Source organism: Sphingobacterium sp. ML3W, assembly GCF_029542085.1.
In the GTDB taxonomy this organism is placed as follows: domain Bacteria; phylum Bacteroidota; class Bacteroidia; order Sphingobacteriales; family Sphingobacteriaceae; genus Sphingobacterium.
Window position 1 is genome coordinate 2,231,506 of the sequence record NZ_CP107036.1, and the last position, 14,410, is coordinate 2,245,915.

General features: G+C 41.4%; 10 protein-coding genes. 6 read left to right on the forward strand and 4 right to left on the reverse strand.

What is annotated here, in order from left to right:
• Window positions 1-16: 16 nt before the first annotated feature.
• Both metX and OGI71_RS09505 read left to right on the forward strand, forming a co-directional pair.
• Complete coding sequence (gene metX, locus OGI71_RS09500; protein WP_282255175.1) at window positions 17-1,060, forward strand: homoserine O-acetyltransferase; 1,044 nt, start codon at window positions 17-19, stop codon at window positions 1,058-1,060.
• A gap of 39 nt (window positions 1,061-1,099) precedes the next feature.
• Window positions 1,100-2,281: a homoserine dehydrogenase gene (locus tag OGI71_RS09505; protein ID WP_282255176.1), complete on the forward strand. Its 1,182-nt coding sequence runs from the start codon at window positions 1,100-1,102 to the stop codon at window positions 2,279-2,281.
• Window positions 2,282-2,455: 174 nt separating this feature from the next.
• Here the strand turns inward: OGI71_RS09505 and OGI71_RS09510 are convergent, their stop codons facing one another.
• Entirely contained in the window at window positions 2,456-4,798 is a 2,343-nt protein-coding gene (locus OGI71_RS09510; RefSeq protein WP_282255179.1) for a GH92 family glycosyl hydrolase, read from the reverse strand.
• Window positions 4,799-5,128: 330 nt separating this feature from the next.
• Here OGI71_RS09510 and OGI71_RS09515 point away from each other — a divergent pair, with 330 nt between their 5' ends.
• The gene (locus tag OGI71_RS09515; RefSeq protein WP_282255180.1) at window positions 5,129-6,457 is read left to right on the forward strand and encodes a hypothetical protein; all 1,329 of its coding nucleotides are present in this window, start codon (window positions 5,129-5,131) and stop codon (window positions 6,455-6,457) included.
• A 55-nt stretch (window positions 6,458-6,512) separates the two neighbouring features.
• On the opposite strand, the gene OGI71_RS09520 is transcribed toward OGI71_RS09515, so the two are convergent.
• Window positions 6,513-7,247 carry a GntR family transcriptional regulator gene (locus OGI71_RS09520; protein ID WP_223579421.1) on the reverse strand — a complete coding sequence of 245 codons (735 nt, stop codon included), beginning with the start codon at window positions 7,245-7,247 and terminating at the stop codon, window positions 6,513-6,515.
• 96 nt (window positions 7,248-7,343) lie between these two features.
• Here OGI71_RS09520 and OGI71_RS09525 point away from each other — a divergent pair, with 96 nt between their 5' ends.
• The 3 genes from OGI71_RS09525 to OGI71_RS09535 all read left to right on the forward strand — a co-directional run bounded on the left by OGI71_RS09525 (window position 7,344) and on the right by OGI71_RS09535 (window position 11,822).
• On the forward strand, window positions 7,344-8,684 hold the full coding sequence (locus tag OGI71_RS09525) for a sugar porter family MFS transporter (RefSeq protein WP_282255181.1): 1,341 nt from the start codon (window positions 7,344-7,346) through the stop codon (window positions 8,682-8,684).
• A gap of 62 nt (window positions 8,685-8,746) precedes the next feature.
• On the forward strand, window positions 8,747-10,495 hold the full coding sequence (locus OGI71_RS09530) for a class I mannose-6-phosphate isomerase (RefSeq protein ID WP_282255182.1): 1,749 nt from the start codon (window positions 8,747-8,749) through the stop codon (window positions 10,493-10,495).
• 31 nt (window positions 10,496-10,526) lie between these two features.
• Entirely contained in the window at window positions 10,527-11,822 is a 1,296-nt protein-coding gene (locus tag OGI71_RS09535; protein ID WP_282255183.1) for an amylo-alpha-1,6-glucosidase, read from the forward strand.
• 271 nt (window positions 11,823-12,093) lie between these two features.
• On the opposite strand, the gene OGI71_RS09540 is transcribed toward OGI71_RS09535, so the two are convergent.
• Together OGI71_RS09540 and OGI71_RS09545 are read right to left on the reverse strand one after the other, a co-directional pair.
• A complete protein-coding gene (locus OGI71_RS09540; RefSeq protein ID WP_282255184.1) occupies window positions 12,094-13,530 on the reverse strand; it encodes a c-type cytochrome domain-containing protein in 1,437 nt (478 codons plus the stop codon).
• The gene (locus tag OGI71_RS09545; protein ID WP_282255185.1) at window positions 13,527-14,408 is read right to left on the reverse strand and encodes a TIM barrel protein; all 882 of its coding nucleotides are present in this window, start codon (window positions 14,406-14,408) and stop codon (window positions 13,527-13,529) included. Before OGI71_RS09545 ends, OGI71_RS09540 begins: the two co-directional genes overlap by 4 nt.
• Between the last annotated feature and the right edge of the window lie 2 nt (window positions 14,409-14,410).

Below are 14,410 nucleotides of genomic sequence, written 5' to 3' on the forward strand. Positions count from 1 at the left end.
CATTAATTTAAACGTAATGAGCAGGCATATTTATCAACATCCCGAGCCCTTTGTATTTGAAAACGGGAAGGAACTTGTCGATTTACAGATTAGCTACGAGGTATTTGGTGAACTCAATGCTGATCGCAGCAACGTAATCTGGGTCTGTCATGCCCTGACGGCAAATGCGAATGTATTGGACTGGTGGCCGGGCCTATTTGGTGCTAACGATCTATTTAATCCGAATGATTACTACATCGTATGTGCCAATTTAATAGGATCCGCCTACGGTAGTAGCAATCCCCTATCCATCAACCCGGCAACAGGTCAGCCTTATTACCTATCCTTTCCGGAGTTTACGGTAAAAGATCTGGTCAATGCACATCAATTGCTCGCAGCTCATTTGGATATCATTAAACTTGAGGTTCTAATTGGCGGCTCGCTAGGTGGCCAACAGGCCCTAGAATGGGCCGCTTCCAACAGGATCGCAATCAATCAACTCATTGTTGTCGGCACCAATGCGGTACATTCCCCCTGGGGAATCGCTTTTAATGAAAGCCAACGTTTAGCAATTACAGCAGACCGGACCTTCTATGCCAACCATCCCGATGGTGGTAAAAAAGGGCTTAAAGTTGCTCGCTCGATTGCGCTGTTATCCTATCGCAATTATATCACCTATGACCATACACAACGGGATGAGGATGACAGTATAGTGAATGAGTATAAAGCTGCCTCTTATCAAAATTATCAAGGCGAAAAACTTGTCAAACGCTATAATGCATATAGTTATTTCTACCTGACAAAGGCCATGGACAGTCACAATTTAGCCCGAGGAAGGACTTCTTTGGAGGCAGCATTGTCCGGGATCAGCTGTCCGACATTGGTATTAGCTGTCAATACCGATGTATTGTTCCCGCCAGCCGAACAGCGATTTATAGCGCAGCATATTCCAAATGCAACTTATCAGGAGATCGAATCAAGCTATGGCCATGATGGATTTTTGATAGAGACAAAAAAACTGACGGCTATTATCCATAATTTTTTAAAGAATAAGAAAGCGTATATCAACGAATTAGTCTAAGAGAAGTAAACAATTATATAAGAGAATTTAAGAAGAGATATGAGTAATAAATTAACGATAGGGATGTTTGGGTTTGGCGTGGTAGGCCAAGGTCTCTACGACATTATCAAAACCAAAAATCTGAATCTGGAAATCAAGAAATTTGTCATCAAAAATGCGGACAAAAAACGTACGTTACCAGCGGATCTGTTTTCAACAGATGCTGAGGCAATCCTGGCGGATCCAGAAATCAACACTGTTGTCGAACTGATCGATGATGCCGAAGCTGCATACAAACTGACTGTACGCGCATTGAAATCAGGCAAAAATGTGGTATCTGCAAATAAAAAGATGATTGCCAGTCACCTCGAAGAGTTGGTAGATATTCAACATGAATATGGTACCAGCCTACTTTATGAAGGCGCTGTCTGTGGAAGTATTCCTATTATCCGTAACTTGGAAGAATACTATGATAACGAGCTTTTGCATTCGGTCAGCGGTATATTCAACGGATCTTCCAACTACATTCTTTCGAAAGTCTTTAATGAAAACCAACAGTATGCAGATGCGCTAAAAAAAGCGCAGGAACTGGGTTTTGCTGAAACAGATCCTACTCTTGATGTTGGCGGATATGACCCTAAATTTAAAGTCTGTATCGTCGCTTCACATGCTTATGGTATCTATGTCAAACCAAATGATGTCTTCAACATCGGTATTGACAAATTGGGTCAACAGGATATTCGCTTTGCAAAGGAAAAGAACTTAAAAATCAAGTTGATCCCTACAGCCAAAGAGATCGACGGTAATAAGGTCGTGCTTTATGTACTTCCTCGTTTGGTAGGTAAAGAAAGCATGTTATACAATGTAGAAAATGAAAATAACGGTGTATTGGTCAAAGCTGCCTTTGCGGATGAGCAATTCTTCTATGGCAAAGGTGCGGGCGGTCACCCTACTGGCTCGGCAGTATTGTCGGATATTGCCGCATTACGCTACGGTTACCGTTATGAATATAAAAAGCATTTAGAATCCAGTGCCTTAAACTATAGCCAAGATTATCTGCTCAAGGTCTATTTAAGATACACTGACGATCAACTGATTGAAAAATTAAATTTCAGTGAGATCACAGAAAGATATTACGCAGCAGATTTCAAATATGTTATTGGCTATATTAATCTTCAACAAATTGCAGCTCACAAGGCGGATTTGGACCAAGAGGGCAATTTCATTGCTGAGATCGCGTAGGCAATCAACAAACCAACCTACCATTAAGGGGTGTTCCAAAGAATTTGGACACCCCTATTTTTTTGGAACACATTCCCGGCAGTCTCTTTTTTAATTATTCGATCCCGGGCAAGTTAGCTTTTACTTTTTGGGTACCTACTGCTATTAATTAGCAACTACATCTATGAACAAACCTTAGTTTGTACTAGTGTTGCTTTTTAAATGCACGGTCATTACCCCGCCTTTCACTAATTGTTCAAAAGGAAGCTGCCAACCTTTCCAAGGTTTATTATTCAATCGAATCTGACCAACATAAAAACTATCCGGATCCGTCTTTTTAACCTGAATTGTAAATTTGTTTTTTCGTAAAGTTTTGGGTAGTTGTATCGTAACTTTATCAAACAGAGGAGCTCCTATCTGAAAGGCAGGATTTTCAGATGTTAAGCTTCTCACATCGAATAAACCGATACCTGACAGTACGTACCAAGCGCCCAATTGGCCTTGATCTTCATCCTGTCCATAGCCATAACCGTGTATAGGATCGTTACCATAAAATTCGTTTGAAATAGCCCGTACCCATTTTTGACTGAGGTCAGGTCTTCCTGAGAAATAAAACAACCAGGAGATATGTAAGTTGGGCTGATTTCCATGGTTATACAAGCTTTCAATTCCTGCGAAGGCATCAATGTGGGTTCCTCCTCCAAAAACGTTCTTTTGTGATACTGTAAATATACTGTCCAAGCGTTGATTGAATAGATCCTTTCCCACGAGCTTAACCAATTCCTGCGGAACGTGTGGCACATAAAACGTATACTGCCAGGCATTTCCTTCCTGAAAACCACGCCAAGGTTGATAAGGATTAAAATTTGGAATAAATTTCCCTAAACTGTCTTTTGGTCGCATGAATTTAGTCGATGGATCGTATAATCCTTTCCAGGCAGTTGAAAGTTCATGAAGTTTTCTGTAGTCTGCATCACGGCCGAGTGATTTTGCATATTGCGCTGCTGCGGCTGCCGAAAATGCATATTCTAACGTATGAGAAGCGCCAAAAGGTGATCCGGTGGTCAATAATTCGGGACTCCCGGTATTGTCCTGAATATAGGGAGAATAACCTTTATCGACAAATACCCCCACATCGAGCTTACCAGCTCCCGGAATTCGCCCGCGCGATTCAAGTTCATTTTTTCGTACAGCTTCATAGGCGAAATTCGTGTCGTAATCCCGGATCCCAACGTTATAGGCCGCAGCAATCGCTAATCCTGTAAAGTTAGTCCCCACACCGGAGACATATTTACTATTGGCAATACCATCACCAAGCCAGCCCGCATCGCGGTAAACCAAGAGTTGGCTCTGTACCCAATCGTTGTAATAATCAGGATAAGCAATCGACCAGAGTTGTGTCAGATTCCAAAATGCCCCCCAGATCGCATCTGTATTATAGTGTTGATGAATAGGTTTTCCTTGCGTATTTAAAGCGATCTGGCCAACTGAACCATCATTTTTGGGATAAGCCCCATTGATATCACTGGCAAGTCCCCGTCCAAGCAGGGCATGGTATAGTCCTGTATAAAATTTTACGCGGTCTGCTTCTTTACCACCTTCCACCAATATCCTCCCCAGTTCGTTGCTCCAGGTCTTGAGTGCTTCCGTCTTCGCCTGATCAAATGTCAGCTCCTTGGCCTCTTGCTGCAAGTTTAGTCGTGCATTATCTACAGAGGTATAGGACAAGCCCGTCTTGATTGTAATGGATTCATCGGATTCCGTATCAAACTGAAGAAATATCCCGGCACCCTTCCCTTGTATCGTTTTCTTTTCTTTAAAAATCACCGAATCTTTAAATGTACCATAGGATTTGGGCAACTTGTTGAGTACTGCAAAGAAATACATCTTTACAGTGGCTCCCTGTTGGTATTTCTGCACATAGACCGGATTAGTGACCACATAACCCCATACAGACTTTTTATCATAATTGACCTCAGCATCCACCACTGGACCGCTTTCTCCCATGACATGTCCAATATCAAATATAATATTAGCGGCATCTGTTTTTGGGAAGGTATAACGATGGAAGCCGACTCTTTTGGTTGCAGTCAATTCCGCTAGGACTGCATAATCTTTCAATTTCACCCGATAATAGCCTGAGGTAGCAAATTCGTCTCTCTTGTCAAATGATGATCTGTAACCGCTTTGTGGCTGGTCCAGTTTACCTGGAACTGTTTTAAGCTGTCCTACCGAAGGTGCAAAGGTAATCCCGCCGACTTGAAACTCGTGAAAATTTGCGAAACCTTCGATCGAGTTGTGTCTATCGTCATAGCCCACCGCCTCCCAACCGGACTTATTACCATAACTTCCATCAGTGCTTGGTGCCAATTTTGCCATCCCAAAGGGGACTGCTGCTGGCGTGTAAAAAAAATATCTACTATGGACAGATCCAATATTCGGCTTTACCAATGTAGTTAAATCAATCTGCTGTTGTCCTTGCGCACAGTTCACACTGAAGAGTATGCAAAAAAAATAAAATATGAGTTGCTTTACCATTGTTATCAATTAGGTTCAAAAACAAATCTACGAAAAATAAACTATGTATAAACATGAAGGTAAAGTTTATTAAAAAAAGCAGATAACGGCTAGCACTAAAAAACACCATCAGATTGTAAAAATTTAAATACCATCCCAATTATATCCTATAAAAAGCTTAAAACGATGGTTATTTTTATATTTTTGTTTGTACATACATAACAATAAATAACCAAGAAGTTTTAATTCAGAAAGTTCGATCTAAAATCAGTGATCATCACTCTTATTTAACAATATAATACGTAAAGGCTCTGAAATGCCTCAACAATTCAACCAATAACAATAGTTCTCATGAAAAGAAAACTGACATTTTTTAGTCTTACATTTATTTTATTCGGAAGCAGCCTGTCCGCTCAACAAAAAGCAGCATCAAAAGGGACAGAACTTAAGCTCGCACAAACCATTTTAGCAGATCAAAAGTTAAAATATGTTGACAGTTTGGCCCGACAGGTCATCAAAGAAGGTTTTAATGCTGGAAGTGGTTATTCACAGATCTGGGCACGGGATCTCAATACATTTATTGAAACTGCATTGGAGGAAAGGTCGCCTGCCGATGTCCGGGGTGCGATTCTCTTATTTTTCCAAATGCAACAGCCTAACGGCGAGATGGTAGATGGTTATGTGCTCAAGAAAGATTTTACCTGGCATGACGATACGCCTTATTATTCTAATAATGCACCCGATCATGTTGGATTTAAAAATACAGTCGAGACTGACCAGGAGAGTTCTTTAATTCAGTTACTGGGCAAATACATACAAAAAACCAATGATTACAGTATCCTTGACGAATCCATCGGTGGACTTTCCGTCAAAGAACGTATACAACTCATGCTGGACTACCTTAAACGAGAGCGGTACAATATAAAATATAATCTACTATGGGGTGCAATGACAGCAGATTGGGGTGACGTACAACCACATGACGATTTTGGCTGCGATTGGAACGAACTTTCAAATGAGGCGATTGACGTATACGACAATGCTATGCTCATCATTGCCCTACAGCTATTGATTGAAATACAACCCAATGCTGCGAAGACCGCTGACTGGAAGGCCTTTAAAAAAGAGCTTGAAACAAACAGCAGACGCTATCTTTGGGATCAAAAAAGGCAGAAATTTATTCCCCATATCTATCCAAAGTCATCTCCCCTCCCTAAAGGTTTCGATGAAAATAAGATTCATTACCATGGCGGAACAGCAATTGCGATTGAAGCTGGCTTACTCAAACGGAGCGAAATAGCAACTGTCAATAAGCAGATGCTCGAAAATGTACGTCTCTCAGGGATGCCAAGTATTGGTCTTACGCTTTACCCGACCTATCCCGTTGGATTTTTTAAAGGCTGGATGGCTGAGCCTTATCACTATCAAAATGGTGGTGACTGGACCTGGTTTGGTGGAAGAATGATTCAGCAGCTTATCCAACACGGTTTCTATCAGGAAGCCTACAATGAACTACAGCCAATGATTGATCGTGTGGTCAAGAATAAAGGTTTTTATGAGTGGTACGGGAAAAACGACGTCCCAAGTGGATCCGGGAAATTCAAAGGTTCGGCTGGTGTATTGAGCAAAGCTATCGCAATGATCAATCAATGGGCATCGCAAACGGCTACTCAGCAGTAATAAATCTATCAATGAAATGATCCAATAGCTTGCTGCTACTGGATCATTTTATGTTTTAATAATCTCTTCGGCTTTCAACTGTATAGGTAAAGCTTTCTGCACGATAGAAACCCAGATTATATTCAATTGGCTTTCCAGATTGATCAAAAACAAATCGCTTCCGTGACAAAATAGGATCCCCAATATTAATTTCGAGTTTATCTGCGATAAATTTATTTGCTGCAATGGCGTCAATTTCCTCTTGCGAAAGATCAGCCACCACATGATAGTCAGCTTCCAATATTTCATATAAAGGACGTTTAAAATCTTCGTCACCTGTCAAGCCGATACGTGGATGGAAATAAGATATGAAATAGACGAATGGATCATCTTTCTTGCCCCGCAGCCGCTCCAGTTTCAACAGCTTTTGATCCTCATCGACAGCAAAAAATTGTGTAACAGCTTTATCTGGTACCACCCAGCTCACGTGTAATTCGAAATTCTTCACCTCGATCCCACGATTCTTCATCTCCTGCGAGAAGCTCAACCAATTTTTGGATTTCGAACTGAATTTCGAACTGGCAACTTTGGTGCCGATCCCTTTCTTTCTGATCAGTAGCTCTTCATATACCAGCTTATTAATCGCCAGACGCAAAGTGGAGCGCGAAATAGCCAAGCGTTTGGCTAGCTCTATTTCATTAGGCAACATCTTCCCCTCAATATATTCCGGCTGTTTTATCAACTCCCGCAATAGATTTTCTGCTTGTATATGCAGCGGAACTGGACTTTTGTGATCTATTTTTAAATTCATTACATAATATTACTTAGCTAAAATAAGATTTTTTGCATAATTAAAAAAATAGATATATGTTTGTATGTATATACATATAAAACTTATAAACCAGGTATGTCTAAGAATTTTATCATTATTTTATGCATCGTTTCACTGGGGGGACTGCTTTTCGGGTTCGATATGGCTGTTATAGCCGGAGCTTTACCGTTGGTCAAGCAGTTTTTCGGACTGTCACCAGCACAGGAAGGTGTTTTTGTTAGTTCAGCACTGATCGGATGCATTATAGGTGTATTTTTTACAGGATCTTTTACAGACAAATATGGTCGTAAACAAGCCTTCATTGTTGCGTCCTTACTTTTCTTATTATCTGCGATCGGCTGTGGATTCAGTCCCAACTATACTTTATTGATTCTCAGCAGAGGTATTGGTGGACTAGGCGTGGGCATCGCTTCTATCGTTGTGCCACTTTATCTTGCCGAAATATCACCCAGTAAATTCAGAGGTAGATCGGTTACCTGTTATCAGCTGGCAATCACCTTTGGTATCCTCATCGCTTATATTAGCAATTACTTTATTCTTCAATTGCATTCATTGCCGCAGACAGAACTTTGGCGGGGTATGTTTTTAGTTGGTGCAATCCCTGCTATCCTACTCTGCTTGGGCGTTTATTTTATTCCAGAAAGTCCCCGTTGGCTTGCAAAAAATGGGCGCAGCGAAGAGGTTGCTGTCATCAGTGCCAAACTTGGTCTGACAGACTTACATGATTCGCCAAGTCCAGCCAAAGGAAATATAAGAGATTTGTTTTCACCTATTTACCGCAGGGCTTTTCTCTTGGGCTTGTTCTTACCCTTGTTTTCTCAACTCAGTGGGATCAACGCGATCGTCTATTACGGACCTAGCATCCTCCTTGAATCGGGTATTTCTTTAGCTAATTCCTATCACGCGCAATTGTTTTTCGGCGCTGCAAATGTCTTATTTACCTGCTTTGCTATTTGGAAGGTAGATAATTGGGGAAGAAGACCTTTATATATTTTAGGTACATTGGGTGCAACCATCAGTTTGATCGCGACAGGCTATCTTTTCAGTCTGGAACAGACAAATAATGTCGCATTGATTGTTTCCATCCTCTCATTCTTGTTTTTCTTTGCTTTTTCTATCGGTCCATTGAAATTTGTGGTGGCAGCTGAAATTTTTCCCAATGCCATACGGGCCCGAGCAATGGGGATAAGCATTATGGTCATGTGGATTTCCGATGCTATCGTTGGACAGCTGACTCCGATTCTGCTGGCATCCTGGGGTGCTCATTATACCTTTTGGTTATTCGCTTTCTTCTGCGCAATAGCTTTTATCGTTGTATTGGGCTATCTACCTGAAACAAAAGGAAAACCTTTGGAAGATATTGAAAAATATTGGATTGAAAAATCTAAGAAAAATTCCAGCAATCAAAACGCATAATATCATCTTAAAAACATCATATCAATTAAGTCAATTTTTACATACGCAATAAATAACATCTTATGTATTCCAATACTCAAACGACATCTTTTCAATACGACATCTTACCGACATTTCCAGTTCAGGGCAAATTGTCAAACTCATATTATGAGTTGGTCGATCACCTGATCGAACATAATATACACTGCATAGATGGATTTGTCGGCGTAAATTGGGAAATACCAGTGGCACAGATTGAGCAGGAATTTGTTAAACGGGGATTAAAGGTAAGGTTTGTTTCTATGGAAACAGCATTCCTGCCCGAATCAAGCATTCAGGAGAAGGTTGCCCCCTATCTGGGTGGCGATGATCCATTATTCGGAAAAAAAGCGTCCCTTCAACTGGCAGCATACTTTGATGGCGTAAAGTTGGCCGCTTTTGAGGAAATCCTGAATAATGCAGCTGCCAATGAATACATCTTTTTTTACGGTCCGGGAGCAGCACTTTTGGATAACTCCGGTAAAGTAATGTACATCGATCTGCCCAAAAATGTACTTATCCAACGGATGCGTGCCGGACAGGCCTGGAATTTGGCTTGTGCTAAGCAAACGAATCAAAAAGAACTTTACAAACGTTACTATTTTGTCGACTGGGAGCTCCTCAACCGACACAAACGAACGATATTATCCCGGGTGGAGATCCTGGCCGATCAGCTATCCCTGGGAAATCTACCCTGGATTTCAGGAAACGATTTAAAAGAAACCTTACATGCCATGTCCGAAAACTATTTTCGGGTAAGACCAACATTTGAGCCCGGAGTCTGGGGCGGACAATGGATGAAGGAACATTTAACGGGTATCGATCAACAGGCAAAAAACTATGCTTGGTCTTTTGAGATGATCGTCCCCGAAAATGGTATATTACTTGAAAGCAATGGACAGGTGCTCGAAATTTCATTTGACCAACTGATGTTTCAGGAGAGTTCAAATATATTGGGCACTGCACAGCCACGTTTTGATGTTGAGTTCCCAATCCGGTTCAATTTTCTTGACACTTTTGATGGCGGCAATCTTTCGATTCAGTGCCACCCCAGTCCAAGTTATGCCAAAACTGAGTTTGGAGAAAATTTCACACAGGACGAATCCTATTACATCGTTGACAGAAAAGGAGATGCTCAGGTTTATCTGGGATTCCAAGAAGATATTGATGCCGACCAATTCCGTACTGTGCTTGAACAGAGCTTCCATACGGGTGAGCCCATTGCGATTGACAAGTACGTCCAAAAATTTGACTCACAAAAGCATCAGTTGTATCTGATTCCACATGGTACTGTACATTCTTCAGGTACAAATAACCTCGTGCTAGAAATCAGTGCCACCCCTTATAACTACACCTTTAAGATGTACGACTGGGTACGTCCAGACTTAGATGGTAAACCACGTCCATTGAATATTGACAGAGCTTTCTCCAATCTCAACTTTAACCGGAAAGGTGATGTTGTAAAAAACACGCTCTTGTCACAGCCTCAGATTGATGTGCTCGATACACAGTCGATAAAAGTACATTTACCGACACATGAAGATCATTTCTATGATGTTTTCAGGTACGAATTTGAAGATGAAGTGCACATTGAAACAAAGGGGCAATGCCATATTATGATGCTCGTTGAGGGGGAAGCCGTAGAACTGACGACTGCCAATGGGATGAAAAAAATCTTCCATTATGCGGAGACATTTGCTGTTCCCGCCGCTGCGAAATCTTATTCACTCCGTAATCTGGGAGCTAGCCAAGCGAAGGTCATACAGTCTTTTGTCAAAGACTCTAAATGTTAATTTAAGTATACTAACGATAAAAAACAGCATCATGAGAAATTTATATTTCGCGCTATCTACTTCATTGTTAATCTTATCCTGCAATGGCGGAGGAAATAAATCTACAGGTAGCAACACACAGCAGAGCACTCCACAGGATAGTAGTTTCCAGCTCGTTAAAGATATGGCGACCAATGTTATCAAAGCTGGGTTCAATGCCGGGGACGGCTATAGTGAGGTGTGGATCAGAGATTATAATACCTTTATTACGTTGGCGACCAAAGTACATCCCCATGCCCAGATCAAAGATCAGTTGGGTATATTTTTCAAATTACAGGGTGCCGATGGCAATATCGCTGATGGTTTTGTCAAAAAATCCAGCCTAAAGAATGGCGTTTCCGACTATTATACAATCACCAATCCCTTGGCACCGGAATATGCTGGGCATAAAAACACGGTTGAAACCGATCAGGAAACATCCCTGATCCAGGCGGTACACAAATATATCATAGCAACTAAGGACAGTTCCTTTCTGGCACAGAAAATCGGCGAAACGAGTGTAAAAGATCGTATGGAACAGGCTTTGCAATTCCTAATGGATAAACGCTACAATAGCACCTACGGATTATTATGGGGGGCCACAACGGTTGATTGGGGTGATGTTCAACCCGAACATGATTGGGGAGTACATTTAGATGAAAGTTCACATATTGCACTGGACATATACGATAACGCTATGTTTTTAATTGCACTGGACAATTACATTGACCTTTTTCCTGAAAAAAAGGAAAAATGGGGTAAGGTTCGGGAGATGATCGCAAACAATACGATGAAACATCTTTGGGATGATAAAAATGAAAAATTCATTCCGCATATTTATATTAAAGGTTCGCCATTTCCGAAGGATTTTGATGAAAACCAGATCTATTACCATGGTGGAACTGCGATTGCTATTGAAGCAAACCTGCTCAGCAAAGAGCAGATCAAAACGTCTTTGGACAAGATGATCAAAAATGTAAAGGATGCAGGTGCTGCCACCATTGGTCTAACGGTATACCCGACCTATCCGGCAGGTTTCTTCAAAAACAAAGGCATGTATCCCTATGGTTACCAAAATGGTGGAGACTGGACCTGGTTTGGGGGAAGAATGATCCAACAATTAGTTAAAAATGGTTTCCAACAGGAAGCCTACGAGCAGATAAAGCCCATGTTGGCTCGTGTTATTAAAAATAAAGGTTTCTACGAATGGTATACCAAAGACAATAAACCTGAAGGCTCAGGAACTTTCAGAGGCGAGGCTGGTGTACTTTACGATGCGATCAGCCTATTGGAAAATACCGGGAAATAACCCACAGTATTTATACACGACAAATAAAAAAGGGTGTCCGATCTTTTCGGACACCCTTTTTCTTTCTTCAATTTTGTTCACATTCCCTACAGCTTCTTTCCAAATATTCTATAAGCGCAATCATCCTCCAATCGCATCTTTCCAATATTCAAAAGTCAGGTTTCCAATATCCTATAAGTATTGACTGAGTATTGCTTCAGTATAGACTAAGTATCTATTCAGTCGTATTATCGTCAATGGATAAAACTACTTGCGCTGTACTTTATCATTGCTAGAACCTGACTGTATCCGTAGCGATAAATGGCAATCGGTAATTACCTGTGTCGATACGAACCTTACCATGTAATGCTTTTAAGGCCGTACTGTCCTGGCTTCCCGTTTGGTAGATATATACATTTTTCAGATTAGGAATATCCTTCAAATTTGACAAACCCTTTGCGGTTACTTTTGTTCCCACCAGATTGAGATAGATCAACTTTTGCAGTCCTTTCAATTGTGACAAACCTCCATCGGAGACTTTTGTATTCTCGAGATGCAAACGCGAGATGACAGGCATGGATTTTATTGTAGAAAAAGCCTGATCGGTAATTGCGGTATGCCCTAGTTTCAGCTGAACGATATTCTCTTTAATCGCCAATAGATCTTGCAGATCCTTATCATTAAACTGTGGATAGTTGATGGCATTGACCAGCACGAGATTATTTTCTTTAGCCACAGGAATAATTTTAATACCTTTTGCCTGCCAGGCATCGACTTTATCCTTTGGTAAATCGGGTGCTTTGGGAAAATCTGCATACAATACCGGGGAAGCTTCCTGCTCCCCTGTTTCTAACTTTTTCAATATTGCTGCTATTTCTTTGGTCTGTGTGAGTTGGTTCACTTTTTTATCGAAGTTCGCTCCTTGGTCGATCCACCAGGCGATCAATTTGATCTGATCAGGACTGATTGGTGTGCGCCCTTTTGGTGGCATTCTTTTTTTGTGCCCTTCCGGTAAGATCAATCGTGCATACAGCTCACTTTCTTTGGACTTGTTATCGACCAGTACTTTACCATTCTCTCCTCCTTTTAGCAGGCTTTCCTTAGTATGTAAGGCCAATCCTCCCTCCTGTTTACGATCACCATGACAGCTTTGACAACGCTGCTTGAGTATGGGCTGAATAATACCATCATATACGGCAGCCTCTTGTACATTCTCAACGATTAATACCTCTTCGCTGCTCTCCTTCACTCCAAAAGTCTTTTTCATTGCTTGCGGCATCGCTTCAATAAAGTAACCCTTGCCATGTGTCAGGGTGCCACCGTAGTGTCCTGTAATTCCCAGCAATACGACCAGGATCAAAAATAACCAAAAGCGGAACCTAATGATCTTTTTTGACCATTGCAACGTTTCACTTTTTTCACGATAGAGCACATAGAGTAATATGCTGCACCCCGCCACCACAATGCCCAACCATTGGTGGTAATTGAGCACCTGTATTTCATAACCACCATTGCGTGATAGCAGAAATCCTGAGAACGCCGCAAATACAGCTGCTATACTACCTAATAACAAGGATAACCTAATCGCAGGCCGGTATGGATTTTCCTTCTTGAATAGCTCCAAAAATGCCATCACAAATGCGATCAATAAAATTCCGATGGGTAAATGCACTAAGATGGGATGAAACCGTCCCAAAAAGGCCATCAATTCTTCAAGGAAAACCATCATTCTTTATACCTGTCTTTGAGTAAGTTCAACATATATACATTTACCGACCATTGGTCAGCTACGGGTTGCTGCGTAAAAGGTAGTGTTGGCAGATAGCCCGCCGGACCAAACTCTGTTGTGATGGTCAACACCTTAGCTCCATTTTGTTTATGCTGCTTAACGATCTCATCCCACCAGGCCAAATGTTGATCTACAGTATTTTTCCATTCTGGTGCCGCAGGATCATTGACCTGTGGTCCTTCAGGGTGTCCGATCCGGGCATGGATATGTTCTGTCCGGGCAAGCGCCAAAGCTACCGCTTCTTGCTGGTCACCGAGCAGGGACTCATGTACATTGCACCAATGTGAAATATCCAAAGCAAGCCTTAAGGAAGGAATCTTTGCTAAGTAATCTTTGGTCAGGTGCGCCGCAAAGCTAAATCTACCACGATGCGTCTCATGGTATACCGGAACATGTTGTTTTTCCATGACGACCTGGCCAATATCAATCAATTGTTTATTTTGTTCAAAGGAATAATATTCCTTACCTGTATGGCAGTTGATATAATCAGGTTTCATACCTGCAGCTTCTTCCAGATTACGTTTAAAGCTTTCACGATACTGTTCGAAGGAAGCTCCAGAACCACCGGAAAGCAAACCTAAGCTCAGACCGTATTTTTGTAGGGCATCGATCATTTCCTTCCGTTCTTTCAGATCTCCGGGTAGCCAGGCTTCGACACCTTGATAACCTGCTTTCTTAACACGTTCACAGAATCGATCCCAGGAATCGGTATTTCCCCAATTGGTACAATAATATTTGATATGTAGTTTCTCTTGCTTCTGAGCTAAAAGTGTAAAAAAATTGGCCATCAGAAGTATTAGTAATAGGAATCGTTTCATTA

What these genes read in the sequence shown, in the direction of transcription:
- OGI71_RS09510 (WP_282255179.1), bottom strand. Translation starts at nt 4,798, where the DNA reads ATGGTAAAGCAACTCATATTTTATTTTTTTTGCATACTCTTCAGTGTG.
- OGI71_RS09545 (WP_282255185.1), bottom strand. Translation starts at nt 14,408, where the DNA reads ATGAAACGATTCCTATTACTAATACTTCTGATGGCCAATTTTTTTACA.
- OGI71_RS09515 (WP_282255180.1), top strand. Translation starts at nt 5,129, where the DNA reads ATGAAAAGAAAACTGACATTTTTTAGTCTTACATTTATTTTATTCGGA.
- OGI71_RS09505 (WP_282255176.1), top strand. Translation starts at nt 1,100, where the DNA reads ATGAGTAATAAATTAACGATAGGGATGTTTGGGTTTGGCGTGGTAGGC.
- metX (WP_282255175.1), top strand. Translation starts at nt 17, where the DNA reads ATGAGCAGGCATATTTATCAACATCCCGAGCCCTTTGTATTTGAAAAC.
- OGI71_RS09520 (WP_223579421.1), bottom strand. Translation starts at nt 7,247, where the DNA reads ATGAATTTAAAAATAGATCACAAAAGTCCAGTTCCGCTGCATATACAA.
- OGI71_RS09525 (WP_282255181.1), top strand. Translation starts at nt 7,344, where the DNA reads ATGTCTAAGAATTTTATCATTATTTTATGCATCGTTTCACTGGGGGGA.
- OGI71_RS09535 (WP_282255183.1), top strand. Translation starts at nt 10,527, where the DNA reads ATGAGAAATTTATATTTCGCGCTATCTACTTCATTGTTAATCTTATCC.
- OGI71_RS09540 (WP_282255184.1), bottom strand. Translation starts at nt 13,530, where the DNA reads ATGATGGTTTTCCTTGAAGAATTGATGGCCTTTTTGGGACGGTTTCAT.
- OGI71_RS09530 (WP_282255182.1), top strand. Translation starts at nt 8,747, where the DNA reads ATGTATTCCAATACTCAAACGACATCTTTTCAATACGACATCTTACCG.